This is a genomic window from Solimonas sp. SE-A11, from assembly GCF_030345715.1.
Classification (GTDB): Bacteria; Pseudomonadota; Gammaproteobacteria; order Nevskiales; family Nevskiaceae; genus Solimonas_A.
This window is the reverse complement of sequence record NZ_JAUASX010000002.1, coordinates 206,273-230,673: the sequence shown is the minus strand read 5'-3', so window position 1 is coordinate 230,673 and position 24,401 is coordinate 206,273. Positions and strand designations below refer to the sequence as shown.

General features: G+C 65.8%; 22 protein-coding genes. 8 read left to right on the top strand and 14 right to left on the bottom strand.

All coding sequences use genetic code 11. The features are described from left to right. Window positions 1-36 precede the first annotated feature (36 nt). Genes QT386_RS04550 through QT386_RS04540 form a run of 3 tightly spaced genes read left to right on the top strand, consistent with a single transcriptional unit; the run spans window position 37 to window position 5,569 of the window. Window positions 37-1,878 carry a DUF1329 domain-containing protein gene (locus tag QT386_RS04550; RefSeq protein WP_289272556.1) on the top strand — a complete coding sequence of 614 codons (1,842 nt, stop codon included), beginning with the start codon at window positions 37-39 and terminating at the stop codon, window positions 1,876-1,878. Further along, entirely contained in the window at window positions 1,875-2,978 is a 1,104-nt protein-coding gene (locus tag QT386_RS04545; protein WP_289272555.1) for a YCF48-related protein, read from the top strand. The genes QT386_RS04550 and QT386_RS04545 overlap by 4 nt, the downstream gene beginning before the upstream one ends. Continuing rightward, entirely contained in the window at window positions 2,975-5,569 is a 2,595-nt protein-coding gene (locus tag QT386_RS04540) for an efflux RND transporter permease subunit (RefSeq protein ID WP_289272554.1), read from the top strand. The genes QT386_RS04545 and QT386_RS04540 overlap by 4 nt, the downstream gene beginning before the upstream one ends. A 327-nt stretch (window positions 5,570-5,896) precedes the next feature. On the opposite strand, the gene QT386_RS04535 is transcribed toward QT386_RS04540, so the two are convergent. The 11 genes from QT386_RS04535 to QT386_RS04485 form a co-directional block, all read right to left on the bottom strand. Further along, complete coding sequence (locus QT386_RS04535) at window positions 5,897-7,015, bottom strand: sulfate/molybdate ABC transporter ATP-binding protein (protein ID WP_289272553.1); 1,119 nt, start codon at window positions 7,013-7,015, stop codon at window positions 5,897-5,899. Between the two features lie 63 nt (window positions 7,016-7,078). Continuing rightward, complete coding sequence (gene cysW, locus QT386_RS04530; protein ID WP_289272552.1) at window positions 7,079-7,993, bottom strand: sulfate ABC transporter permease subunit CysW; 915 nt, start codon at window positions 7,991-7,993, stop codon at window positions 7,079-7,081. Between the two features lie 27 nt (window positions 7,994-8,020). Next, a complete protein-coding gene (gene cysT / locus QT386_RS04525) occupies window positions 8,021-8,881 on the bottom strand; it encodes a sulfate ABC transporter permease subunit CysT (protein ID WP_301334146.1) in 861 nt (286 codons plus the stop codon). 98 nt (window positions 8,882-8,979) lie between these two features. Further along, on the bottom strand, window positions 8,980-9,603 hold the full coding sequence (locus tag QT386_RS04520; protein WP_289272550.1) for a class II glutamine amidotransferase: 624 nt from the start codon (window positions 9,601-9,603) through the stop codon (window positions 8,980-8,982). A 31-nt stretch (window positions 9,604-9,634) separates the two neighbouring features. Next, window positions 9,635-9,865 (bottom strand): molybdopterin-binding protein, encoded by a 231-nt coding sequence (locus tag QT386_RS04515; RefSeq protein WP_289272549.1) that lies wholly within the window; start codon window positions 9,863-9,865, stop codon window positions 9,635-9,637. A 185-nt stretch (window positions 9,866-10,050) separates the two neighbouring features. Next, window positions 10,051-11,064: a sulfate ABC transporter substrate-binding protein gene (locus QT386_RS04510; protein WP_289272548.1), complete on the bottom strand. Its 1,014-nt coding sequence runs from the start codon at window positions 11,062-11,064 to the stop codon at window positions 10,051-10,053. Between the two features lie 59 nt (window positions 11,065-11,123). Beyond that, window positions 11,124-12,122: a sulfate ABC transporter substrate-binding protein gene (locus QT386_RS04505; protein WP_289272547.1), complete on the bottom strand. Its 999-nt coding sequence runs from the start codon at window positions 12,120-12,122 to the stop codon at window positions 11,124-11,126. 83 nt (window positions 12,123-12,205) lie between these two features. Continuing rightward, window positions 12,206-13,573: an OprO/OprP family phosphate-selective porin gene (locus QT386_RS04500; protein ID WP_289272546.1), complete on the bottom strand. Its 1,368-nt coding sequence runs from the start codon at window positions 13,571-13,573 to the stop codon at window positions 12,206-12,208. A gap of 225 nt (window positions 13,574-13,798) precedes the next feature. After that, a complete protein-coding gene (locus QT386_RS04495) occupies window positions 13,799-15,127 on the bottom strand; it encodes a TolC family outer membrane protein (RefSeq protein WP_289272545.1) in 1,329 nt (442 codons plus the stop codon). A gap of 62 nt (window positions 15,128-15,189) precedes the next feature. Further along, on the bottom strand, window positions 15,190-15,504 hold the full coding sequence (locus tag QT386_RS04490; protein ID WP_289272544.1) for a rhodanese-like domain-containing protein: 315 nt from the start codon (window positions 15,502-15,504) through the stop codon (window positions 15,190-15,192). A 36-nt stretch (window positions 15,505-15,540) separates the two neighbouring features. Then, complete coding sequence (locus QT386_RS04485) at window positions 15,541-16,524, bottom strand: response regulator transcription factor (RefSeq protein ID WP_289272543.1); 984 nt, start codon at window positions 16,522-16,524, stop codon at window positions 15,541-15,543. Window positions 16,525-16,638: 114 nt separating this feature from the next. On the opposite strand from QT386_RS04485, the gene QT386_RS04480 reads away from it, so the two are divergent. Together QT386_RS04480 and QT386_RS04475 are read left to right on the top strand one after the other, a co-directional pair. Next, window positions 16,639-17,118, top strand: coding sequence for a DUF962 domain-containing protein (locus QT386_RS04480; RefSeq protein ID WP_289272542.1), 480 nt, complete (start codon window positions 16,639-16,641; stop codon window positions 17,116-17,118). A gap of 167 nt (window positions 17,119-17,285) precedes the next feature. Beyond that, the gene (locus QT386_RS04475) at window positions 17,286-17,525 is read left to right on the top strand and encodes a hypothetical protein (protein WP_289272541.1); all 240 of its coding nucleotides are present in this window, start codon (window positions 17,286-17,288) and stop codon (window positions 17,523-17,525) included. A 9-nt stretch (window positions 17,526-17,534) separates the two neighbouring features. Here the strand turns inward: QT386_RS04475 and QT386_RS04470 are convergent, their stop codons facing one another. After that, window positions 17,535-19,820, bottom strand: a complete 2,286-nt coding sequence (locus QT386_RS04470) for a glycoside hydrolase family 3 C-terminal domain-containing protein (protein WP_289272540.1) — start codon at window positions 19,818-19,820, stop codon at window positions 17,535-17,537. A 301-nt stretch (window positions 19,821-20,121) separates the two neighbouring features. On the opposite strand from QT386_RS04470, the gene groES reads away from it, so the two are divergent. The 3 genes from groES to QT386_RS04455 all read left to right on the top strand — a co-directional run bounded on the left by groES (window position 20,122) and on the right by QT386_RS04455 (window position 22,665). Continuing rightward, window positions 20,122-20,409: a co-chaperone GroES gene (gene groES / locus QT386_RS04465; protein ID WP_289272539.1), complete on the top strand. Its 288-nt coding sequence runs from the start codon at window positions 20,122-20,124 to the stop codon at window positions 20,407-20,409. A 28-nt stretch (window positions 20,410-20,437) separates the two neighbouring features. Next, window positions 20,438-22,081, top strand: a complete 1,644-nt coding sequence (groL, locus tag QT386_RS04460; protein WP_289272538.1) for a chaperonin GroEL — start codon at window positions 20,438-20,440, stop codon at window positions 22,079-22,081. Window positions 22,082-22,242: 161 nt separating this feature from the next. Continuing rightward, window positions 22,243-22,665: an SRPBCC family protein gene (locus QT386_RS04455; protein ID WP_289272537.1), complete on the top strand. Its 423-nt coding sequence runs from the start codon at window positions 22,243-22,245 to the stop codon at window positions 22,663-22,665. Window positions 22,666-22,677: 12 nt separating this feature from the next. Here the strand turns inward: QT386_RS04455 and QT386_RS04450 are convergent, their stop codons facing one another. Both QT386_RS04450 and QT386_RS04445 read right to left on the bottom strand, forming a co-directional pair. Further along, complete coding sequence (locus QT386_RS04450) at window positions 22,678-23,133, bottom strand: PaaI family thioesterase (protein WP_289272536.1); 456 nt, start codon at window positions 23,131-23,133, stop codon at window positions 22,678-22,680. 10 nt (window positions 23,134-23,143) lie between these two features. Further along, on the bottom strand, window positions 23,144-24,400 hold the full coding sequence (locus QT386_RS04445) for an FAD-binding oxidoreductase (RefSeq protein ID WP_289272535.1): 1,257 nt from the start codon (window positions 24,398-24,400) through the stop codon (window positions 23,144-23,146). Between the last annotated feature and the right edge of the window lies 1 nt (window position 24,401).

Sequence of the window (24,401 nt, the reverse complement as noted above, 5' to 3'; positions counted from 1 at the left end):
TGTAAACGTTTTTAACATCATCTGGGAGGAGAGCCCATGAAACGGCAGGTTGTCACCTGTGCCGCGCTGGTCGCGGCCGCGATGTTTTCGGGACCGGCGTCCGCCGTCGTGTCCGCCGCCGAGGCGGGCAAGCTGGGCAAGGAACTGACCGAAGTCGGCGCCGAGCGCGCCGGCAACAAGGACGGCACCATCCCGGCCTATGTCGGCAAGGCTTCCTTCAGCCCCGAGATGCTCAAGATCACCCGCGCCCAGCTGGAAGACCTGCGCGTGCGCCTGGTGAAGGACATCCAGGCCATGATCAGCGACGCCGGCGTGGTCGGTGACATCCTGAACCAGGGCCAGGCGATCATGGACGCCGAGCCGGCCAAGGCCGACAAGGTCATTGCCATCACCCAGCAGATGCTCACCGCCGACCCGCAGCTCAAGGCGGAGTTCGACAAGGTCCTCAAGACCCGCGGCGGCAAGAGCGTGGACGGCCTGATCGCCTCCGTGAAGTCGCGCCAGGTCAAGCTGCCGGCCCTGAAGGACGACATCATCGCCGTCATCCAGAGCATGAAGGGCAAGCAGGACTGGATGTCGCGCCTGGTCAAGGCCTTCGACATCGCCCGCGTGCTGGAGATCCTGGCGATCGTCGACGATCCCAAGACCCGCGTGCAGGCCAACGAGCTGCTGATCAAGTACACGCCCTCCTACGTCAAGGGCTTCCTGCAGTACAACGTCCCGGGCAAGCCGGCCGATCCGCTGGCCTCCATGCGCCCGCTGTACGTCATCACCAAGGCCAACCTGGCCCAGTACGACAAGGTGCTGACCGACGGCCACAAGGCGATGTTCAAGACCTACCCGGACTACAAGATGATCGTGTTCCCGTCGTACCGGAACGCGTTCTTCCCGGATGAGATCCTCAAGGCCACCGTCGCCAACGCCACCCGCGCCACGCTGGTCGGCACCGACGACGTGCAGAAGGCCGAGCTGGGCTTCCCGTTCCCGATCCCCAAGTCCGGCGCCGAGCCGATCTGGAACCACAAGCTCAAGTTCCGCGGTTCCGCGGTCAAGCGCTACAACAACCAGGCCATCGTCAAGCCGGACGGCTCGTACAAGATCTCCAAGCTCGTCGAGGACGTGAAGCTCAAGTACGCCAATCTCAAGGAGCCGGCCGAGATGCGCAAGGGCGGCCTGTTCGCGTACTACCTGCAGGAGGTTCTGGAACCGCCGCGCGTCGCCGGCCAGATCATCCTGGTGCACGAAACCGCCGGTGGTGAAGGCAACTCGCGCCTGGCCTGGATCTACTCGCCCGGCCTGGGCCGCGTGAACCGCGCGCCGGACGTGGGCTTCGACAACCCGTCCATCGGTTCCGACGGCGAGCAGTTCAACGACCAGATCGACGTCTTCAACGGCTCGCTGGAGCGCTTCGACTGGAAGCTCATCGGCAAGCGCGAGATGCTGATCCCGTACAACAGCTGGATGCTCAACAGCCCCACCTTCAAGTACAAGGACATCATCCGCCCCGGCCACATCAACCAGGACCTGGCGCGCTACGAGATGCACCGCGTCTGGGTGGTGGAAGCGACCCTCAAGCAGGGCCAGCGCCACCGCTTCGGCAAGCGCCGCTTCTACCTGGACGAGGACTCCTGGGCGATCGCCGCCGTGGACTGCTACGACAACCGCGGCCAGCTCTGGAAGGTCCAGGAAGCGCACCTGCTGTCGATCCCCTTCATCCCGACCGTCTCGGGCATCCCGGAAACGATCTACGACCTGCAGTCCAAGCGCTACTTCGTCACCACCATGACCAACGAAGACGCCATCTCGGACTTCGAGGTCAAGTACGACGACGCCATGTTCACGCCGGCCGCGCTGCAGCGTAAGGCCAAGTCGAAATGAGCCGGATGATGCTGCCGGCCGCCGCAGCCATGCTGGCGGTCTGGGCAGCGGTCGCGGGCGCCGAGGAGGAATTCTCGGCGCCTGCGGCCGTTTCTGCCGACGAAACCACCGCGGAGACGCCTGCCGCCGAGCAGGCCGCTCCTACCGACGTACCGCGCCCCGCGCTGATGGTGACCGGTGCCGCCAAGGCACGCCTGCTGGACCTGTCCCAGGCCGGCAAGCGCCTGGTGGCCGTGGGCCAGCAGGGCGTCATCGTCGTCTCCGAAGACGGCGGCGCCAACTGGAAGCAGGTGCCCTCACCGGCCAGCGTGATGCTGACGCGGGTCCGCTTCCTCACCGACAAGCTGGGCTGGGCCGTGGGCTATGACGGCACCATCCTGCACACCGCCGACGGCGGCCTGAACTGGACGCTGCAGCACAGCGATCCCGAGGCGCGCGTGTTGTACGACGTGCTGTTCCTCGACACGCAGACCGGCATCGCGGCCGGTGCCTACGGCGCCTTCTACCGCACCACCGACGGCGGCAAGACCTGGGAGCAGCAGCACTTCCCGCTGGCCGAGATGGGCCAGCACTTCAACCGCCTGCTGCGGCTGGATGCCCAGACCCTGTTCGCCGCCGGCGAGCGCGGCCTGCTGGCGCGCTCCATGGACGGCGGCGTCAACTGGGAGATGCTGAAATCCCCCTACGCCGGCTCCTACTTCGGCGCGATCGCGCTGGGCGGGCGCAGTGTGATCATCTACGGCATGCGCGGTAACGTCTACGTCGCACAGGACGTCACCACGGCACCGACGCAGGACCCGGCCCAGTACGACCCGTACACGGCCGAGACGCTCACCGATCCCGCGGCCATCGCCGCGCTCGGCTGGCGTCGTGTCGACAGCCCGGTGAAGGAGAGCCTGTTCGGCGGCACCCGCCTGCCCGATGGCAGCGTGCTGCTGGTGGGCATCAATGCCGTTGCGCTCAAATCCGATCCGGCACTGGGTTCGCTCAAGCTGGTCAAGCTGCCGGCGGCGGAAACACTGGTCGATGTGCTGCCCTATGGCGGCAAGCTGATCGCCGTGGGGCGTCGCGGTGTACAAAACCTGGGGGCCCTGCCGTGACGGCTGAAATCGCATCCAACAAACTGACCCGGGCGATCCTGCGGGTCGTCGAGCCGCCGGTCTTCAAGTACCGGAGCTTCACGCTAGGCCTGCTGACGCTGCTGACTGTGTTCTTCATGTTCCAGGCTTCGCAGCTCAAGCCGAACGCGGGCTGGCTGAAGATGGTGCCCAAAGAGCACCCGTACATGCAGACGTTCATGGAGTACTACAAGGACTTCGGCGGTGCCAACACGGTGCTGATCGCCCTGCACAACAAGAAGGGCGACATCTACCAGCCGGAGTTCATGGAAACGCTGCGCAAGGTCGAGGAGGACGTCTTCAACGTCCAGGGCGTCGACCGTGCGCGCGTCACCTCCATCTTCTCCCCCAGCATCCTCTACGTGGAGGTGGTGGAGGGTGGCCTGTCGGGCGAGAACGTGATCCCCTCGGACTACACGCCCACGCCGGAGATGATGGAGCGCATCCGCATCAACGTCGGCAAGGCCAGCGTCATCGGCCGCCTGGTCTCGGAGGACCAGGAATCCGCCCTGGTGCAGTTCGAGCTGCTCGAGCATGACCCCAGCAGCGGCACCACGGCCGATCTCGAAGAGATGTCCAAGCCGATGTCCGAGCGCCTGCGCGCGGCCTGGAGCAGCGGTGCCCGGCCGGGCGAGTTGCCGCCGGAGGGCGGTCCCTCCTTCGGGCAGCGCATCAAGGCCGTCAGTGGCATCCTCATGGCCAACCAGCCGGGCGAGGGCGAGGCCAGCCTCGACTACGTCAAGATCGGCGAGAAGCTCGAGGAGATCCGCAAGAAGTACGAGTCGGAGAACACCAGCATCCATATCGTCGGCTTCGCCAAGGTCGTGCATGACATGACCAGCGAGTCGTACAAGGTGGCAGGGTTCTTCTTCATCGCCCTGATCGTGATGGGCGCGCTGCTGTGGATCTACCTCGGCTCGCTGCCGCTGGCGTTGATCGTGGTATCCACGTCCTTCGTGTCCTGCATCTGGGAGATGGGCCTGCTCCACCTGGTCGGCTACGGGCTCGATCCTTTCGCCATGCTGGTGCCGTTCCTGATCATGGCGGTCTCGGTGAGCCACGGCGTGCAGTACGTCAGCTCATGGGCCAATGAAATCTCGACTCGCAACGCCAGCTCCCATCAGGCCTCGCTTGCCACCTTCCGCTCGCTGGCGATCCCTGGCCTGGTAGCCCTGCTGACCAACGTCGTCGGCTTCCTGACGATCTATTTGATCAACATCCAGATCATCCGCGAGATGGCGATCAACGCCGCCCTCGGCATGGTCGGCGTGATCATGGTCAACAAGGTGCTGCTGCCGGCGGTGCTGTCCTTCATCAAGCTGCCCAACCTGGCGGCCTTCCGCATCGCCACCGAGAAGCGCGAGCGCATCGGCGACTCGATCTTCAAGAAGATGACGGTGTTCTGCCGCCGCAAGCCCGCGATCATCACCATCACCATCTCGCTGCTGCTGGGCGTGTACGGCGCGTCGCAGTACCACAACGTGCAGATCGGCGACACCACCGATGGCGTGCCCGAGCTGAAGCCGGACTCGCGCTTCAACCAGGATGCGGCCGAAGTGGCGCGGCACTTCACGATGGGCGTGGACCACCTCAAGGTGATCGCGGAGTCCTTCGACAACGGCTGCGTTGACTACGGCGTGATGTCCGAGCTGGATCGCTTCAGTTGGTACATGAAGAACCAGCCCGGCGTGCGTGACGTGCTGTCGCTGCCCGAACTGGCCAAGATCGCCAACTCCGGCCTGAGCGAGGGTCGCCTCGATGCCGAGGTATTGCCGCGCGCGCCACAGTCGCTGGCGCAGTCCACGGCCCTGGTGCCCCCCACCTCGGGCTTCCTCAACGACACCTGCTCGGCGCTGGCGCTGTTCATCTTCACCACCGACCACAAGGCCAAGACCATCGACGACCTCACCAACGCGGTGAAGGCCTACGTCAAGGAGACGCAGCACGATCACCGGGTCAAGTTCCGCCTGGCGTCCGGCAACATCGGCGTCATGGCGGCGACCAACGAGGAGGTCAAGCGCAACGAGCTGCCGGTGATTGCGTACGTCTACGTCGTGATCGTGATCTTCCTGTGGCTGTCGTTCCGCACCCTTTCCGGCGTGCTCTGCGTGATCATCCCCCTGTCGGTGGTGACGGCGCTGGGCTATGCGGTCATGGTCTGGATGGGTATCGGCCAGAAGGTGGCCACGCTGCCGGTGCTGGCCTTCGCCTGCGGTATCGGCGTGGACTACGGCATCTACAGTTATTCCGTGATCGCGGCCGGCCTGCGCAAGGGCATGACGCTGGAGGACGCCTACTACCAGAAGATGCGTTCCACCGGTAAGGCCACGCTGTTCACCGGCGTGGGCCTGGCTTCCGGCGTGGCGCTCTGGCTGTTCTCCGGCCTGCAGTTCCAGCGCGACATGGGTGTGCTGCTGCTGTTCGGCTTCACCGCCAACATGATCGGCGCCATCGTCGTCCTGCCGGCCCTGGCCCACTTCCTGGGCAAGGAAGAGCTGAAGTACGCAGGCCATGACCTGACGCTGGGCGCGGATGACGCCCTGTCCGAGGAAGACGGCAAGAAGAAAAGCTGAAAGCGGTTGTGGTAACTGAAAAGGGCGCGTCGGGAGACGCGCCCTTTTCATTGGAGCCGTGAAGCCATGAATCCACCACCAGCTTCTTCACTCCGAGTGTCGCCGCTTCCCTCTCCCGGCAGCGGGAGAGGGCTGGAGTGAGAGTGGTGCCGGAGCGGCGCACACCTCGCCACTCTTTCAAGGCGTCATCCTGAACCGCATCTGGGTCGCATTTCCCTGATACGAAGCCAGCCCCCAACAAGGCCAGACGCCCCCGTCCAAAGCCCACAAAAAAGGGCCCGCCTCGCGGCGCGCCCTTTTCCTTCCTGCACTCCGATGGATCGGAGCCTAGCGCGCCCGTTCCCGACTCTCCGCCGGCGCGTTCGGCACCACGTCCGGCAGGGTCTTGGGCTGGCGGTGCGGCGCACGCGGGAACAGGCCGAAGGTGATCGGCGCCACGCGGATCGCATCGCCGGGCTGGCGGCTGCGGGCCAGGGTGTCCAGGTGCGACAGCTCCAGCTCGATACGCTCGCCGCTGCTGGCCAGATTCGCACTGATGCGGATCACGGCGCCGGCGCGCTGCACCAGGGTCACCTGGGCGTCCAGGCCCGGGGCGGCGGCTTCGACCAGCTGCAGGTCGTGCGGGCGTACGTAGATGTCCACCAGGCCCGTCTCCTTGCTCTCGCTGTCCCAGACATCGTCGCTGCCCTCGAAGCGCAGCTCGCGGTTCTTCACCTCGCCGGGCAGAATGTTGACGCTGCCCAGGAAGTCGAACACGAAGGGCGTCGCCGGCTGCTCGTAGACCTGCTGGTTGTTGCCCACCTGCTCGATACGGCCACGATTCATCACCACCACGCGGTCGGCCAGTTCCAGGGCTTCTTCCTGGTCATGGGTCACGAAGATCGTGGTGTAGCCGGTCTTGTCGTGCAGCTCGCGCAGCCAGCGGCGCAGGTCCTTGCGCACCTTGGCATCCAGCGCGCCGAAGGGCTCGTCCAGCAGCAGCACCTTGGGCTCGATCGCCAGGGCGCGGGCCAGGGCCACGCGCTGGCGCTGGCCGCCGGAGAGCTGCGTGGGGTAGCGCTTGTCCAGGCCGGAGAGCTGCACCAGGTCCAGCAGCTCGTTCACACGCTGGCGGATCGCTTCCTTGGAGGGACGGTCCTTGCGCACGTTGAGGCCGAAGGCGATGTTCTCGGCCACCGTCATGTGCTTGAACAGTGCGTAGTGCTGGAACACGAAGCCAACGCCGCGCTCGCGCACCGGACGGTTGGCTATGTCTTCGCCGCCGAACAGGATCGCGCCCTCATCGGGGAATTCCAGGCCGGCGATGGTGCGCAGCAGCGTGGTCTTGCCGGAGCCCGACGGCCCTAGCAGGGCGATCAGCTCGCCGGACTCGATATCGAGATTGACGCCGTCCAGGGCCGGGAAGCTGGCGAAAGCCTTGTGGATACCACGAATCTGAATGTTCATAAACGGACCTTCTTGTCTTGAATCCCCCGGCCATGGATGGCCGGAATCTTGGTCAGGGACGACTTAATGCCGGCGGGTGGCAGCCAACTCATCGCCGTGCCGCCATTCCAGGTAGCTCTTCAGCGCCAGCGTGATCAGCGCGAACAGGGCCAGGATGGAGGCCACCGCGAAGGCACCCGCGAACTGGTACTCGTTGTAGAGGATCTCGACATGCAGCGGCATGGTGTTGGTCTGGCCGCGGATATGGCCGGACACCACGCTGACGGCGCCGAACTCTCCCATGGCTCGCGCCGAGCACAGCAGCACGCCGTAGAGCAGCGCCCACTTGATGCTGGGCAGGGTCACGTGCCAGAAGGTCTTCCAGCCGCTGGCACCTAGCGTAAGGGCCGCCTGCTCGTTGTCGGTGCCCTGCTCGTGCATCAGCGGGATCAGCTCGCGCGCCACGAAGGGGAAGGTCACGAACACTGTGGCCAGCACGATACCCGGCACGGCAAAAACGATCTTGATGTCGTTCTCGTCCAGCCAGGGCCCCGCCCAGCCATGCCGGCCGAAGATCATGATGTAGATCACGCCGGCCACGACCGGGGATACCGAGAACGGCAGGTCGATCAGCGAGATCAGCACCGACTTGCCGCGAAACTCGAACTTGGTGATGGCCCAGGCAGCCGCGATGCCGAACACCAGGTTCAGCGGCACCGCCAGCGCCGCCACCAGCAGCGTCAGTTTGATCGCAGCGATAGCGTCGGGCTCGAACAGGGCGTCCTTGTAGGTGACCCAGCCGTTGCGCAGCGCCTCGGCAAACACCGAGATCAGCGGCAGCAGGAGGAAGCCCAGCAGGAACAGCAGGGCCAGGGAGATCAGGATCCGCTGCACCCAGGCGGGCTCGCTGATGGCCGCGTTTCGGTGTAACAACGGCCCCTCGGGCCGGAACTCGGGCGGCAGGGCAGGGGGATCTTGCAAGGAAGCGTCGGCGGTCATGGTGGGCGTCCGTCGGAATTCGTGGGTTCAGGTCTTCTGACCGTGGCGGCGGCGGGACCAGATCTGCAGCCCGTTGATCAGCAGCAGCAGCAAGAGCGACAGGCCCAGCATGGCCACCGCCACGGCACTGGCGCCGGCGTAGTCGAACTCCTCCAGCTTGATGATGATCAGCAGCGGTGCGATCTCACTCACCATCGGCATGTTGCCGGCGATGAAGATGATGGAGCCGTACTCACCGGCGGCGCGGGCAAAAGCCAGCGTGAAGCCGGTCAGGATGGCCGGCAGGATCGTCGGCAGGATTACGCGGACGATGGTCTGCAGGCGGTTGGCGCCCAGCGACGCGGCGGCCTCTTCCAGCTCCTTCTCGGCTTCCTCCAGCACTGGCTGCACCGTGCGCACCACGAACGGCAGGCCGATGAAGGTGCAGGCCAGGATCACGCCCAGCGGCGTATAGGCTACCTTGATGCCCAGCGGCTCCAGGAATTGGCCGACCCAGCCGTTGGCGGAGTACAGCGCCGTCAGGGCGATGCCGGCGACGGCCGTGGGCAGGGCAAAGGGCAGGTCGATGACGGCGTCGAAGAAGCGCTTGCCGAAGAAGCGATAGCGGACGAACACCCAGGCCACCAGGGTGCCGAATACCGCATTGATCAGGGCGCCGATCAGCGCCGCGCCGAAGCTGAGCTTCAGCGCGGCCAGCACGCGCGGGTGGGTGACCACGTGCCAGAAGCCGTCCCAGCCGAGCTGCGAGGACTTGAAGAACACACCGGCCAGCGGGATCAGCACGATCAGGCTGAGGTAGAACAGCGTGAAGCCCATGGTGAGGCCGAATCCGGGGATCACGGATCGGGCGCGCCGGGCACGCTGAAAGGAAGGAGTTGCGGCGGTCATGGAAGGCAGAAGGCCGTATCGGTGGAATATCGCGGGATGTTGCTTAGGATAAATTTTTCTAAAGAAAATATGAACGCATTTGCTTATTCTTTTTTTATCTAAAGAAAATGCAGGTCTCCGGGTGTGTAGACCTGTTCCTGGGGCTGGGGCGCATGCGCCAGGGGGAAGCGGCGGCGGTCGATCCAGCGGGTGCTGCTCAGCCACAGGCCATCCAACTCGGCTCCGTGCTGCCAGTTCACCAGAACGATCTCCCGCTTGGCCTCGTGCAAGAGCGCCAGCTTGTTCTCGGATTTCAGGCCCAGTTCCAGCAACTGCAGGAAGGCCGGGTCCGAGAGCAGCGATTCGTGCCGCAGGGCGAGCGGTCGCAGGATCTCCGCCACCAGGTGCCAGGTGTCGGAGCGCCCGGCCTGCTTGGGCTCCAGCGGCAGCGTGCCGTTGTGCATCAGGTAGACGCCGGGCACCACGCGGAAGGGGTGCACGTTGTCGAGGCCACCACCGCCCTTGGTTCGCCGCCGCAGATGCAGCACGTATTCATGGTTGCGGTGGCGCCGCTCGAAATCGAGGATCGTCCTGGCATCCGGCTCCAGCTGCTTCTCGAGCAGCAGTTTTCCGTCGCCGTCGAAACCCATGGCCCCCCAGCCATCGCGATTCAACTCCAGCGCGGCCCGGATCAGTTCTTCCGGAATCGGCTGCCCGGCCGGCTTGTGGATGATCAGGCACATGGCGGTTTCCTTGCGGGGCTCTGGGAACGCTTCAGTCGTTGCCGGAGACGGCGGCGATCAGGACCTCGGTGGCCTTGAACAGCGCGATCACCGGATCGCCGAGCTTGAGGTCGAGCACTTCGAGTGAGGAGGAGGTGACGATAGCGCTGACAATGCCGGCGCCGGTCTCGATCTCGACCTCGGACACGACCGGGCTACGCTTGACGCCGACTACCTTGCCGCGGAACTGATTGCGGGTGTTGACCGCTGCGATGGTGGACATGTGAACTCCTTGTTCTGCGCTTGGGGGGATTGAAAGGCGCTCTCACGCCGAAAAAGGAACGGGGCGCTCACGCGCCCCGAAAGACTTCACTCACCGGGAGAGGGGGGTGCGTCGTTGGTCGCGTGTCAGCCGATGGGGCGACAGACGATGCAACGCATGAGCAAAGTCAGCTGGAGAGTCATTGCTTACTTCAGGTAGATCTGGTCGAAGATGCCGCCGTCCGTGAAATGGGTCTTGTGCGCGGTTTCCCAGCCACCGAAAGCTTCGTCCACCGTGAACAGCTTCACTTCCGGGAAGCGGCTGGCATTGCGCGCCAGCGCCGCCGGGTCGGACGGACGCAGGCCGTACTTGGCGAAGATGTCCTGGGCAGCAGGCGAGAAGTGGAACTTCGCGTAGGCCTCGGCCACCGCACGGGTCTTCTTCTTGTCCACCACGCGATCCACCACGGCAATCGGGTTGTCGGCACGCACCGACAGCGACGGCACGACGATCTCGAACTGGTTGGCCGCGAACTCGGAGGTGATCAGCTGCACTTCGTTCTCGAAGGTCAGTAGCACGTCGCCGATGCCACGCTGCACGAAGGTCGTGGTGGCCCCTCGGCCGCCGGTGTCGTACACCGGAACGTTGGCCAGAAAGCGCGAGACGAAGTTGCGGGCCGTCGTGTCGTTGCCGCCCGGCTGCCGGCGTGCGTATTCCCAGGCTGCCAGATAGCTGTAGCGTGCGTTGCCGGAGGTCTTGGGGTTCGGGATCACGACCTTGATGTCGGAGCGCACCAGGTCATTCCAGTCCTTGATGTTCTTGGGGTTGCCCTTGCGCACCAGGAACAGGATGGTGGACCAGGACGGGCTGCTGGCGTAGGGCAGGCGCTTGGACCAGTCGGCCTTGGTCAGCTTGGCCTTGGCGATGGCGTCGATGTCCAGCGAGCTGTTCATCGCCGCGATGTCGGCCTGCAGTCCGTCGATGATCGAGCGGGCCTGCTTGCTTGATCCGCCGTGGGACTGGTCGACCTTCACCGTGTTGCCGGGATTGGCCTTCTGCCATTCCGCGATGAAGACAGGGTTCAGGTCCTTGTAGACGTCACGGGACACGTCGTAGGCGGCGTTCAGCAGCTTGTAGTCGGCTGCCTGCGCGGCAGGGGCCGTCAGCACGGCCGCCAGGGCCAGCGTTGCGATGCGCTTGAGTTTGTTGGTCGGGGTCATGGCTGTCTTTGTCCAGGGAGTGAAACGGGCGGCGACATGATGTCGCCGCCCGTCATCCATCAGTTCTTCAGGTAGATCTGGTCAAAGCTGCCGCCGTCGGAGAAGTGGTCCTTCTTCGCCTTGGTCCAGCCGCCGAAAGCCTCGTCGATCGTGAACAGCTCGACCTTCGGGAACTGGCTGCCGTACTTGGCCTTGGCGGCCGCGCCGGTCGGACGGTAGAAGTTGCGGCCCGCGATGTCCTGGCCCTCCTCCGAGTACAGGTACTGCAGGTAGGCCTCGGCCACCTTGCGGGTGCCCTTCTTGTCCACCACCTTGTCCACCACCGACACGGTCGGCTGGGCCAGGATGCTCAGCGAGGGAACGATGATCTGGAACTTGTCCTCGCCGAATTCCTTGCGGGCGAGGAACGCTTCGTTCTCCCAGGAGATGAACACGTCGCCGATGCCGCGCTGCACGAAGGTCGTGGTCGAGCCGCGGGCGCCGGTATCCAGCACCGGCACGTTCTTGTACAGCTTCTCGACGAACTCCTTGCCCTTGGCGTCACCGCCGTACTTGCGCTTGGCGTATTCCCAGGCGGCCAGGTAGTTCCACTGCGCGCCACCGGAGGTCTTGGGGTTCGGGGTGATCACCGACACGCCCGGCTTGGCCAGGTCGTCCCAGTCCTTGATGCCCTTCGGGTTGCCGGCGCGCACCAGGAAAACGATGGTGCTGGTGTATGGAGCCGAGCCTTCCGGCAGGCGCTTCTGCCAGTCCTTGGGCAGCAGCTTGGCAGCGGTGGCGATCGAGTCGACGTCACCGGCCAGGGCCAGGGTCACCACATCGGCCTGCAGGCCGTCCACCACGGCGCGGGCCTGCTTGCCCGAGCCGCCGTGCGACTGCTTGATGGTGACCGTGTCGCCAGTCTTCGCCTTGTACTGCTTGGCGAAGGCTTCGTTGAATTCCTTGTAGAGCTCGCGAGTCGGGTCGTAGGACACGTTCAGGAGTTCGTAGCTCGCCGCATGGGCGAACAGCGGAAGGGCCAGGGCCGCAGCCGCGATGGCAGTCTTGATGATACGCATGTCGGTGAGTCCTTGAATTAAGGTGTTCTGTTGCCGGGGTCAGGACAGGCGGCGGACGCCTGCCCTGACCATCGGCCTGATGCTTAGAAGTTCAGCTGCAGGCGAGTGAAGACAGTCTTGTCGTCGTCACGGTCCGCGCCGCCGGCCTTGCCGCCATCGAAGCTGGTGTTGGTGTAGTTCAGCGCCAGCTTGACGTTGGTGTTGAGATACCAGTTCACGCCAGCGGTCCAGGAGCTTGCCTTCTTGGACTGCGCGTCCGGATTGGCGAAGCGCAGGGCCGCACCGCCGTCAAAAGCAGCATCGTCGACCTTCAGCTCGCCGTAGCGGGCCGCGAGCTCGAATGCGCCCCAGCCTTCGCCGCCAATGGTGAAGGGCTGGGCCACCTTGGACAGACCCTTGAAGCCGATGTCCTCGCCGGTGATCACGTAGCTGCCGGCCAGCTGCCAGGCCGTAAGCTTGATGTCCTCACTGTTGACCACGGCACCGCCGGTGACGCGATCGATTTCCTGGGTGGACTGAACGTACTCGGCCAACAGGCCGAACGGACCGTTGTAGAAGTAGGCCTGCGGGCTGATGCGGGTGTGGTCGCCGTTGGCGGTGACGCCGGCTTCGTTGTAGACGAAGAAATTGCGCTGCGAGGGTGAGCGCAGCCCCCCGGGCAGGGCATTGGTGGTGTTGTTGCCGATCTGGGTACCGTGGCTGGCCGCGATGCCGACGCCCAGCTTCTCCAGCACGCCGCCGGCATTCTTGAAGGGCTCGGCGAACAGGCGACCGGCGACTTCCTTGCGGTTGTCAGTGTCGGTGGCGTTGCCGTCACGGCCGTCCGAGGTGCCGTTGTAGTAGCCGATGGTGTAGTTCAGGGTGTTGTTCAGCACATCGCCCTGCAACTGCACGCCGAGGTCGCGGTTGGGGACCAGTTCGGTCGGCAGGCCGCGCTCGATGAAGGTGATGGCGGAGCCGCCCTGCAGGCGCTCGAGGCCTACGGGACCCTTCACCTTACCAGCACGCAGCGTGTAGGCCGGGTCGAACTTCAGGTCGACGTAGGCATCGACGATGGTGGCGCCTGCACCGGCGAACTCCGGGGTCAGGCGATAGGACACCAGCTTACCCACCGAGCCCTGGAAGGTCGGGCGGATGCGGCGGAAGGTGAAGGTATCGTTCTGGGTGGCCTTGTCATCCAGGTAGGTACGGCCGTCGAACTGCACCAGTGCGTTGAACTTAAACTCGTTGTCGCCCTTCTTCACGGAGAGACCCTTCTCCGAGATGCTGACGGTGGGCGAGTCCTTGGCCTTGGCCTCGGCGGCTTCCTTGTCCAGCTCCAGCTTGCGTTCCAGGATACGGATGCGCTGGTCCAGCTCCTCAGCGGACGCGCCCTGGGCAGCCTGGGCCGCTCCCACGGAGGCGATAACCGCCAACGTTGCGACGCCTGCCTGCTTGATTCCCTTTTTCATTTCTGCAAACCCCAGTTGATGCGTTGTGGAAAGTGGGCGCATCTTGCCGGGGGTTCGTCAGTCAGTAAAAGAATATTAATGAAGTATTATATTTCCATATCGAATATAAAGGCCTTCAAAACACCCGATCCAGGGGTGTTGCCATGCATTTGGGAGGCCTACGAAGCGTGTTGAGGCCATAAAAAAGGCCCGCCGAGGCGGGCCTTTCACCTGCAGCCGGTCAGGTCACGGCGTGGTCAGCAGGCGGTCCACCGCCTCAATGTCCGGCTGGCCGAGATTGCCCGCCGCCTGCCGCAACAGCAGGCCGGCCAGCAGGTAGTCGTAGCGCGAGCGGTAATAATCGCGCTGCGCGGCCGACAGCTGCTGCTGGGCGTTGAGCACGTCGATGAAGGTGCGGGTACCCACCTCCTGGCCGCTGCGGGCGGCATCCAAGGCGGTGACGCTGGACACCACTGCCTGCTTCAGCGCGTTGACGCGGGCGCTGCCGGTGAGCACGCCCAAGTAGGCGTCGCGGGTCTGGCGCTCGGCCAGGCGCTGGGCGCCCTCGTACTCGGCACGGCGCTGCTCGCGGGTACTGGTGGCCTGCCTGACGCGCGACTGCGTCGCCAGGCCCGAGAAGACTGGCAGGGTCAGCTGCAGGGTGACGCGGTCCGACGTGATCTCGCGATCCACCGTGCCGCCGCCGTTGGCGTCGATCGAGCTGCCGCTGATGTTGTGGTTGCCGTTGAGGTCCACGGTGGGCAGGTGCCCGGCGCGGGCGATGCTGATGCCGGTGTCGGCGATGTCGGCGGCCAGGCGGGCGGCCAGCACGTTCAGGTTGCCCTCGCGGGCGGTCTTGACCCAGGCCTCGATGTCGGTGGGCATCGGCGGGGTCAGGGGCAGGTCATCCACCAGGCGCGCCTGGGGCAGGTAGGGCTGGCCGGTGATCTCCGCCAGCGCTGACTGGGCAGTGTTCAGCGTCTGCTGCGACTGGATCACCGTGGCGTTGGTCAGGTCGTAGCGCGCCTGGGCCTCCTGCACCTCGGTGATCGCCGACAGGCCAACCTCGAAGCGGGCCTGTGCCAGTTCCAGCTGGCGCGCCACGGCCTTGTTCTCGTCCTGGGCGGAGCTCAGCGTGTCGGCGGCAGCCAGCACGTTGAAGTAGGCCTGCGCCACGCGCAGCAGCAGGTCCTGGCCCACGCTGCGGTAATTGGTTTCCGCCAGTGCCACCTGTCCGCCGGCCTGCCGCAGTTGCTGGATCGCGCCCCAATCGAAGATCGGCTGGCTCAGGCTCAAGCCATAGGACCAGGGATCGTCGTCGCTCCTGGTGGTGGTGCCGGGATCGTTGTCCACCTCGCTGAGCTGGCGGCCTTTCTGGGCGTTGGCGTTGATCTGCGGCAGCAGCAGCGCGCGCGCCTGCGGGCGGGCCTCCACCGAGGCGTCACGGGCATGCTCAGCTGCGCGCCAGGTGGCGTCGTTCTGCAGTGCCAGGTCGTAGATCTTCAGCAGTTCATTGGCCTGTGCCGCGCAGGGGAGGGCGAGCGCGGCGCTCAGCAGCAGGGCGTTCAGACGCATGGGCGACAGGATCTTGTTGTGGTTTACAGGGGGATCAACGCAGCCATGGGTGATCGGTTGACCTAGTAACGGGGAACGGAGCCGTCCACGTCGGTCGACCAGGCGTCGATGCCCCCGCCGACCGAGTAGACCTCGGCAAAGCCGTTTTTCTCCAGGAAGCGGCCGGCCATCTCGGAGCGCACCCCGTGATGGCAGAGCACCGCCACCGGCTCGGCGGCATTGAGCTCGCCCAGGCGGGCGGGGAGCTCCTGCATGGGGATGTGCAGGGCGCCGGGCAGGGCGGCAATGGCCAGCTCCTCGGCGGTGCGTACATCGAGAACGGTCAGCGGGGCGGCGTCGAGCCGGGCCTTCAAGTCGGTGGCGGTCAGGATCTTCATGGGGGCGGAGTCTACCACCGCCCCACGCCCGCACTTTTACTGTTTGTCGGAGCCCGGATAGACCAGCGAGGCCAGCTCGGTGCGGCTGAACACGCCCAGCTTGCGGTAGACGCGGTACAGATGATTGGCCACGGTGGACGGCGCAACGCCGATCTTCTTGGCGGCCTGCTTGAACGACAGGCCCTGGGCCACGCAGTAGACGATCTCGCGCTCGCGTCCCGTCAGGCGGTCCAGCGGGCCGGCCGGCCAGATCGTGATCAGCGCCAGGTCGTTGAGCGGCTCGCAGCGCACCATCAGGTCCTGGAAGGCCACCGTCTGGCCGGGGTCCGGCAGCTTGAACGGCAGCTGCTGCGGCTGGCGGTTGGGGAAGCGCTCGTCGAGCATTTCCAGGAACCTCGGCTGGGTCTCCTGGAAGTTGCCGTGCTGGTCGATCACCGCCGCGCCGGCACCCATGGGCCGCTCCGGCTGGGTCTTGAGCAGGTGCAGGAAGTAGGCGTGCGAGGCCGCGTTGAACAGGTGGAAGGCGATCCGCTTGTGCTGCTGCTTTTCCAGGTCGGAAAAGGGCTTGCTGCGGTCGCTGCGGTACAGCGACACCAGGGAATAGATGCCGCTGCGGCGGTCCAGGTGCGACATCGACAGGATGCGTTCGATGCCGAAGGGCTGGAAGGTGCGGCGGTAGATCTCCGAGTTGTAGAAGCGCTCGTCCGCCATCATCTCCGACATGTCCGCCGGCACGTCGAGCTGCTCCAGCAGGTGCGGCAGGATCGGGTTGACCGCCGTGGTGGCTTCCAGTGCCGCCGGGTAGTCCTTGGGCAGGTTCTGCAGGGTGACTGTATGGAACTTCAGCGTGCTGCGCGAGCCGCTGCCCCACAGGGCCCCGTCATGCGGGATGACCCGGCCGACCTGCTCCAGGGCCCAGTTGCGGTACTGCCCAGGGGGGACGGCCATGGCCCAGCGATACAGGCGCGAAATCACCCGGTCCACCGGGTCGATGGTGTCGTTCGGTATGGTTTTCGTCATCTTCCTGATAACTTGGGCTTGGGGGGGCTATTTACTATCGGTGCCGTCCTACAGTCTAAGCATACTTGATCGGATTGACCCACGCGGCCAGCGACATATACGAGGGGAGGCCCGATGAGGAACCTGACGAGTTGGCTCGCCGAGTACGGCGAGCACCATGCGGACCCTGGCAATCGTGCCATTCACGGGCTCTGCATTCCCGTGACCGTGTTCGCGTTGTGCTGCGCTTTCCGGGCCATCCCGGTCGGCGACGCCCTGTGGAATCCGGCGAGCCTGGTGCTGCTCGGCTGGCTGGCGTTCTATCTTTGCCTGTCCTGGCAGCTGGCGCTGGGCATGCTGATGATATTCGCCTTCATGTACTCCGGGGCGCTGCTGCTGGAGTCGGCGGTCGGCGGCCCGGGAGTGTTGTTTGCGCTGGCGGTGCTGCTGTTCGGCTCGTCCCTGCTGCTGCAGTGGATCGGACATCGTCGCGAGCATCGCCCGTCGTCGGTGCTACAGCACCTGCGCCTGTTCCTGATCGCACCACTGTGGCAGTTGGCGGACCGCTATCGCCGCCTGCAGATTCCGGTCGGCGGCGTACCGTCCTGGCGCTAGCGGGGACGGCGAGCGCCGTCCCCTGCATCTTTCATCGCACCGCGCCGCCGGTCGGGCAAATCGCGCGACTCACGACAGGCGTGACCCTGTAAAAACAAAAGCTTGGCGCGTGCCAGGGGCTGGAACGAACCGTGATGGGAATTCTCCGTGATCTACCGGGGAATACCATGCGGCCTGCTCTTGCCCTCCTGCTGCTCGGACTGTCCGTGTCGCCGCTGCTGACAGGCTGCGGCGGCGATGCGCTGGCCCGCTCCGGCGCCATGAGCGAGCCCCCCGCTTTGCGCACTTCACTCAGCGCCGTCGAAGCCCTGGACTACTGCGACGCCCTGGCCAGCCGCCCGCAGAAGATCGACTGCTTCGAGCGCGTGGCGCGCGGGGAGGACCCCTCCCGTGTCGCGCAGCGCTGATCGCTCGCCTCAACTACAGGCGCCGACCCTGAGCGTCCCTTGCGTCCACGATGCCGTGGCGCGCAGCGGCAGGTCGCGCGAATGCGCGCCGGCTTGGATCGCATAGCAGCCATCAGCAATCTTCCAGCCGCCGGCACTCACATGCCAGTAGGAGAAGGCCCGCTGGTCCAGGATGAAGCTCGCGCGCGCCGAGGCTCCCGGCGCCAGCCAGTGCCGTGAGAACCCCTTCAGCACCCGCTGCGGTTGGGGGACCGATTCCGATGGTGACGGCAGCCCCAGGTAGAGCTGTGGCGTGGCCCAGCCGGCGCGGCTGCCGGTGTTGCGCACCGTCAGGCTGGCCAGCAACTGGCCCCTGCGGGCCTCCAGTTGCAAGCCTTCGTAGGCGAACTGCGTATACGAAAGGCCATAGCCGAAGGGGAAGGCGGGCTCCACCTGCTGTTCGTCGTACCAGCGATAGCCGGTGAAGATGCCTTCCGTATAGAAAGCCTGGTTGGCTACGCCCGGGTAGCGCAGGGGGTTGCCGGCCGTGGGCGTGTCCACCTCGGCCTTGGGGAAACTCAGCGGCAGCCGCCCGCCCGCGTCCGTATCGCCGAACAGCACGTGGGCCAGGGCATCGCCGGCCTCCTGGCCGGGGTACCAGGCCACCAGTATCGCGGCTACCTGGTCCCGCCAGGGCGTCAGCACCGGGCCGGCCACCTGCAGCACCACCACCGTGTTGGGGTTGGTGGCGGCCACGGCGCGGATCAGCGCGTCCTGCGGCTTGCCGCCCAGCTCCGGCAGGCCCGGCACCAGCACCGACAAGGGCAGGGCCGGGCAGTCCAGCGACAGGCAGGTCTTGTCCACGCCCTCGCTGGCCTTGTCGGCGACGAAAACGATCGCCACGTCTGCCGTGGCGGCCAGCGCCGCGGCCGCGGCGGCGTCGCTGCCGTCGGCATAGAGCGTCTCGGCGCTGGCGGCGCGCGCGGCCAGCGCGTCCCGCGGCGGCACGAAGCGTAGCGGCACCACCGCCGACGAGCCGCCGCCACTGGGCCGCTCTACCGCCGAACTGCCGATCACGGCAATCTTGCGCAGCGCGGCGGCATCCAGCGGCAGCACGCCGTTATTGCGCAGCAGGACCGCGCCCTGTTCGGCGGTCTCCCGAGCCACTGCGGCATGGCCCTCCACGTCCACCAGGTCATCGTTGCGCACGTAGTCCGCGCGGTCGAAGAAGCCGAAGCGGAACAGCGTGCGCAGGATGTTGCCGACGCGTGTATCCACGGTCTCCATCGAGACCAGGCCGGTCAGCACTGCGGTCTGCAGCAGCAGCGGCGTGTAGAACATGCCCAGCGGCATCTCGATCTCGGTGCCGTTGTTGAGCGACATCACCGTGTCCTTCACGGCCAGCACATAGTCCGACACCACGAAACCGTCGAAGCCCCACTCGTCGCGCAGCACCTGCTGCAGCAGGAAGTGGCTGCCGCAGGCCGCCGCGCCGTTGACAAAGCCGTAGGCGCACATGAAGGACGCCACGTCCGCCTCGTGGATCGCCGCCTCGAACGGCGCCAGGTGCATCTCGCGCAGCGTGCGTTCGTCGATGACGTGGTTGACCAGTTGGCGTCCGCCGATCAGCGAGGTGATCGGCGGCAGGCCGATCTGGCCCTCCTGGGTGTTCATGGCGTAGTGCTTGACGTTGGCCATGATGCCCTCGGTCTGCGCGCCCTGGATCCAGGCCACGCCAAGCCGCTCGGCCAGATAGGGGTCCTCGCCGTAGGTCTCGAAGGTCCGCCCCGCCAGCGGGTTGCGCATGATGTCGAGCACCGGCGCATGCAGCAGGTCGTTGCCCTTGTGGCGCACCTCGTTGGCCACGGCCTTGCCGGTGCGCCGCGCCAGCTCCGGGTTGAAGCTCGAGGCCAGCGCCAGTGGCGTGGGGAAGGCGGTGGCCGGGCTGCCGCGCACGCCCACCGGGCCGTCGGACATGCGCAGGTCGGGAATGCCGAGCTCGGGGATGCCCTCGCTGATGCCCACGTAGGGATCGCCGGTGGCCGCCGCCACGATGTTGTCGCCCCCCAGCAGGCTCAGCTTCTGCGACAGCGTCATCTCGCCGAGCAGCAGCGCCGTGCGCTCCGCCGGGCTCAGGCGCGTATCGCACCAGGGCCGGGTCTGCACGTCGCCGCAGCGGCTGGGGCCCAGGCCGGGCAGGGGCGGCTGGCCCGTCGACCCCACCGGGTCGGACGAACCGCAGGCACCCAGCATCAGGCCCAAGGTGATGCCGGCGGCCGCCAGGCCGCCGGGCTTCCGGTTATTCCGGATGATCATGTTCTCCCCCGCGCGCGGCTCGGGCGGCCACGCTGTCGGAGCTATGCTAGGGGCTTGAAAATTATACTGATTACCGCATTTGGACGAGGGGCTTTCTACCATCGTCCGCCCCCGGGAACAGACCGGGGCTGGCAGACCAGGGAGGGGCCCCGGCAAAGAAACTTCGCTTCACCCCTTGAATCTGCTGGGGCCGTCCTCAAGAATTAGCAGCCTCGTGCGGCGAGTGCTAACAGCGGCGCCAACGATAAAGCCCGAAGCACTCGCTATCTGTCTATAAACCCTTGAATTTGGGAGATTTACAATGAGTCTGCGTCCTTTGAACGATCGCGTGATCGTCAAGCGTCTGGAAGAAGAGAAGAAGACTGCCGGCGGCATCATCATCCCCGACGCCGCTGCCGAGAAGCCGCTGAAGGCCGAAGTCGTTGCGGTCGGCCCGGGCAAGCGCACCGAAGACGGCAAGGTCCATGCCCTCGACGTCAAGAAGGGTGACACCGTCCTGATCGGCAAGTACTCCGGCACCGAGGTCAAGGTCGACGGCCAGGATCTGGTCGTCCTGCGCGAGGATGACATCCTCGCCGTTGTCGCCTAAGTAACTGAATTGTAAAGAGGATTAAACAATGGCTGCTAAAGAAGTCAAGTTTGGTGATGACGCCCGTTCGCGCATGGTCGCCGGCGTCAACGTTCTCGCCAACGCCGTCAAGGTCACCCTGGGCCCCAAGGGCCGCAACGTCGTGCTCGACAAGAGCTTCGGCGCCCCCACCGTCACCAAGGACGGCGTCTCCGTCGCCAAGGAAATCGAGCTGAAGGACAAGTTCGAGAACATGGGTGCCCAGCTGGTCAAGGAAGTCGCTTCCAAGACCTCCGATGAGGCCGGCGACGGCACCACCACCGCCACCGTGCTGGCCCAGGCCATCGTCAACGAAGGCCTGAAGTCGGTCACCGCCGGCGTCGACCCGATGGACATCAAGCGCGGCATCGACAAGGCCGTCGAGGCCGTCACCGCCGAGATCAAGAAGCACGCCACCCCCTGCAAGGACCGCACGGCCATTGCCCAGGTCGGCACCGTGTCCGCCAATGCCGACGAAGAGATCGGCAAGATCATCGCCGATGCGATGGACAAGGTCGGCAAGGAAGGCGTCATCACCGTTGAAGAGGGCAAGTCCCTGGCCAACGAACTCGACGTCGTCGAGGGTATGCAGTTCGACCGCGGCTACCTGTCGCCGTACTTCATCAACAATGCCCAGTCGCAGCAGTGCGAGCTGGACAGCCCGCTGATCCTGATCACGGACAAGAAGATCTCCAACATCCGCGAGCTGCTGCCGGTGCTGGAAGGCGTCGCCAAGCAGGGTCGCCCGCTGCTGATCATCGCCGAGGACGTCGAGGGCGAAGCCCTGGCCACCCTGGTCGTGAACAACCTGCGCGGCATCCTGAAGGTTTCCGCCGTCAAGGCCCCGGGCTTCGGCGACCGCCGCAAGGAAATGCTGAAGGACATCGCCATCCTGACCGGCGGCACCGTCATCACCGAGGAGCTGGGCCTGTCGCTCGAGAAGGCCACCCTGAACGACCTGGGCACCGCCAAGCGCGTGCAGATCGAGAAGGAAAACAGCACCGTCATCGACGGCGCCGGCAAGAAGGAAACGATTGCCGCCCGCATCAAGGAAATCCGCGCCCAGGTTGACGCCTCCACCAGCGACTACGACCGCGAGAAGCTGCAGGAGCGCCTGGCCAAGCTGTCCGGCGGCGTGGCCGTCATCAAGGTAGGCGCTGCCACCGAAGTCGAGATGAAGGAAAAGAAGGCCCGCGTGGAAGACGCCCTGCACGCCACCCGTGCGGCCGTCGAGGAAGGCATCGTCGCCGGCGGCGGCGTCATGCTGGTCCGCGCTGCCAAGGTCCTGGAGAAGCTCAAGGGTGCCAATGACGACCAGACGGTCGGCATCAACATCCTGCGCCGTGCCATCCAGGAGCCCCTGCGCCAGATCGTGAAGAACGCGGGTGAAGAGTCCTCCGTCATCCTGAACAAGGTTGCGGACGGCAAGGGTTCGTTCGGCTACAACGCCGGTTCCGGCGAGTACGGCGACATGATCGAGATGGGCATCATCGACCCGGCCAAGGTCACGCGTCTGGCCCTCCAGAACGCCGCCTCGGTCGCTGGCCTGCTGCTGACCACCGAAGCCATGATCGCCGAGCTGCCGCAGAAGTCCGAACCGGCGATGCCGGCCGGTGGCGGCATGGGTGGCATGGGCGGCATGGGCGATTTTTAATAATCGTCCCTGATGAAAGACGTGGCCGTCCTGGCCACGACTTTCAAAACAAGCGGTCCGTAGTATCAGCAAGGCCCCGGAAACGGGGCCTTGTTGTTTCTGTCATCCGGAATTGCTTGAATGGCTCCAGCCGCTCTAGACGGTATAGAGGAGAAGGCAGCATGCAGCGACCGGTTCTCCACAGCGTCAGCGTCAGTCACGACTACGGCCTGCCGCTGGGCGAGGTCTTCGACTCCTGGCTACGGCCGGAGGCGTTGTCGCAATGGCTGCGCATGGAGGCGGAGCCCCCGAGTGGCGTCGAGATTGACCGGCGTGTCGGCGGTGCCTTCGAGATACGCTTGCAGTGCGCGGGCGATGAGGTGCCGCTGCGCGGCGCCTACCTGGAGATCGATCGCCCCAGCCGCCTGATGTTCACCTGGATATCCCCAGGCACCGACCTGCGCGAGTCCATCATCACGCTGGACCTGCAGCCGCAGGGGCAGGGAACGCGCCTCACGCTGACCCATGATGGCCTGCCCTCCGCGCAGCATGCGCAGGAGCACGTCGATGTGTGGAAGCAGCTGCTGCCGCGGATCGGCGTCTAGGCGGAGCCTGGTTCAGCCCAGGAACTTCGCCGCCGTGATCTTCAGCCCCTTGCCGGGCAGGGCCATCAGCGTCGACGTGCCATGGGCCAGCAACTCGCCCTTCTCGTCGCGCACGTAGGCCTCGGTGTAGCTGATCTGCCGCCCCGGGCGGATGCAGCGGCCCTCGGCCTTCAGCAGGCCGCCCATGGCCGGTTTCAGGTAGTTGAGCTTCAGGTCCACGTTCACCAGCCCCGCATCGGCCGGCAGGCGCATGAAGCCGGCCCAGAACGTCGCGGTGTCGATCAGCGTCGCCAGCACGCCGCCATGGACGATGCCGAAAGGCTGGAAATGCTGCGGCAGCACGTCCAGGTCGATACGGCAGCTGTCGAAATCGATCTGCGCCAGGCGGAAGGCGATGTGCTTGGGGAATGCCGCCCCGTTGACCAGCTCGTACAGCGCGGCGGTGTAGTCCGGGTTGATGCGGTCCATGGGCGGGTTCTCAGGCAAAGCGGCCGGGTGCGACGATCTTCGGGTCGATGCTGGGGGCGGCGCCGGTGATGAGCTGGCTGATCAGTTCGCCGGTCACCGCCGACATCGTCACGCCGAGCATGCCATGGCCGGTAGCCAGCCAGAGATTGTCCCAGCGCGGCGCACGGCCGATCAGGGGCAGATCGTCGTAGACCATCGGGCGCCAGCCGAACCACTCCTCGCGCACCTCCTGGCCCAGCGGGTTGCGCAGGTACTCCCCGGCGGCGCGGCGCAGCGCGTCCAGCCGGGTGCGGTTGAGCGAGTCGTCGTAGCCCGAGAATTCCATGGTGCTGCCCAGGCGGTAACCGCTCTCCCAGCCGGTCACGCAGACGCCGCGCTCCTTGAGCACCAGCGGCAGCCGCGGCCAGGACTTGGGGTTCTTCATGGTGATCGAGTAGCCCTTGCCGGGCTGGATCGGCAGGTCCAGGCGCAGCTGGCGGCCCATCAGCGGCGACCAGGCCCCCAGGGCCATCAGGACCTCGCGTCCGGCATGGCGCTGGCCCGCGGCCGTCACCACGGCCGTCAGCCGTCCTGCCTCGCTCTCGAACCCGCTGATCTCCTGGCCCTCCAGGATCAGGCCGCCCAGTTCACGCACGCGCCGCGCCAGCTCGTCCACGTACCGCTCCGGGCGCAGGTGGGCGTCGTAGTGGTAGTAGTGCCCCCCCACGATGCTGTCGTTCAGCGCCGGCTCCAGCCTCCGCGCCTCCGCGCCATCCACGATCCGGGCCTCTACGCCCTCGGCCCGCAGCGGCTCCAGCAGCGGGTTGGCCAGCTCCATGGCCTGCAGATCGCGGAACACGTACATGGTGCCGCCGGTCTCGAACTCGCAGGCCAGGCCCTCGTCCCGTACCAGTTGCTCCAGCAGGGCCCGGGAGCGGTTCAGCAGCAGGGCCTTGGCGTGCATGCCGGCCAGGTAGTCCCGGCCGTTGGCGCGGCGGGCGAAGCGCGTCAGCCAGCCCAGCAGCCGCCAGTCGGCCCGGGGGCGGACATAGAAGGGCGCATCGGCCTGGGTCATCCACTTCAGGGCCAGCTGGATGACGCCGGGGGCCGCCAAGGGGGCGGCATGGCTGGGGGTGATGGTGCCGCAGTTGCCGTGGGAGCTGCCGGCTCCCACCGTCTTGCGTTCCAGGATGGTAACGCTGCGGCCGGCCTGGAGCAGGCGCAGGGCGGAAACCAGGCCGATTACCCCCCCGCCGAGGATCAGCACATCGGTGTTGCGGGAGTTCATG

Coding starts and splice junctions, on each gene's coding strand:
- QT386_RS04550 (WP_289272556.1), top strand. CDS start 37: ATGAAACGGCAGGTTGTCACCTGTGCCGCGCTGGTCGCGGCCGCGATG.
- QT386_RS04545 (WP_289272555.1), top strand. CDS start 1,875: ATGAGCCGGATGATGCTGCCGGCCGCCGCAGCCATGCTGGCGGTCTGG.
- QT386_RS04535 (WP_289272553.1), bottom strand. CDS start 7,015: ATGAACATTCAGATTCGTGGTATCCACAAGGCTTTCGCCAGCTTCCCG.
- cysW (WP_289272552.1), bottom strand. CDS start 7,993: ATGACCGCCGACGCTTCCTTGCAAGATCCCCCTGCCCTGCCGCCCGAG.
- cysT (WP_301334146.1), bottom strand. CDS start 8,881: ATGACCGCCGCAACTCCTTCCTTTCAGCGTGCCCGGCGCGCCCGATCC.
- QT386_RS04520 (WP_289272550.1), bottom strand. CDS start 9,603: ATGTGCCTGATCATCCACAAGCCGGCCGGGCAGCCGATTCCGGAAGAA.
- QT386_RS04515 (WP_289272549.1), bottom strand. CDS start 9,865: ATGTCCACCATCGCAGCGGTCAACACCCGCAATCAGTTCCGCGGCAAG.
- QT386_RS04510 (WP_289272548.1), bottom strand. CDS start 11,064: ATGACCCCGACCAACAAACTCAAGCGCATCGCAACGCTGGCCCTGGCG.
- QT386_RS04505 (WP_289272547.1), bottom strand. CDS start 12,122: ATGCGTATCATCAAGACTGCCATCGCGGCTGCGGCCCTGGCCCTTCCG.
- QT386_RS04500 (WP_289272546.1), bottom strand. CDS start 13,573: ATGAAAAAGGGAATCAAGCAGGCAGGCGTCGCAACGTTGGCGGTTATC.
- QT386_RS04495 (WP_289272545.1), bottom strand. CDS start 15,127: ATGCGTCTGAACGCCCTGCTGCTGAGCGCCGCGCTCGCCCTCCCCTGC.
- QT386_RS04490 (WP_289272544.1), bottom strand. CDS start 15,504: ATGAAGATCCTGACCGCCACCGACTTGAAGGCCCGGCTCGACGCCGCC.
- QT386_RS04485 (WP_289272543.1), bottom strand. CDS start 16,524: ATGACGAAAACCATACCGAACGACACCATCGACCCGGTGGACCGGGTG.
- QT386_RS04480 (WP_289272542.1), top strand. CDS start 16,639: ATGAGGAACCTGACGAGTTGGCTCGCCGAGTACGGCGAGCACCATGCG.
- QT386_RS04475 (WP_289272541.1), top strand. CDS start 17,286: ATGCGGCCTGCTCTTGCCCTCCTGCTGCTCGGACTGTCCGTGTCGCCG.
- QT386_RS04470 (WP_289272540.1), bottom strand. CDS start 19,820: ATGATCATCCGGAATAACCGGAAGCCCGGCGGCCTGGCGGCCGCCGGC.
- groES (WP_289272539.1), top strand. CDS start 20,122: ATGAGTCTGCGTCCTTTGAACGATCGCGTGATCGTCAAGCGTCTGGAA.
- groL (WP_289272538.1), top strand. CDS start 20,438: ATGGCTGCTAAAGAAGTCAAGTTTGGTGATGACGCCCGTTCGCGCATG.
- QT386_RS04455 (WP_289272537.1), top strand. CDS start 22,243: ATGCAGCGACCGGTTCTCCACAGCGTCAGCGTCAGTCACGACTACGGC.
- QT386_RS04450 (WP_289272536.1), bottom strand. CDS start 23,133: ATGGACCGCATCAACCCGGACTACACCGCCGCGCTGTACGAGCTGGTC.
- QT386_RS04445 (WP_289272535.1), bottom strand. CDS start 24,400: ATGAACTCCCGCAACACCGATGTGCTGATCCTCGGCGGGGGGGTAATC.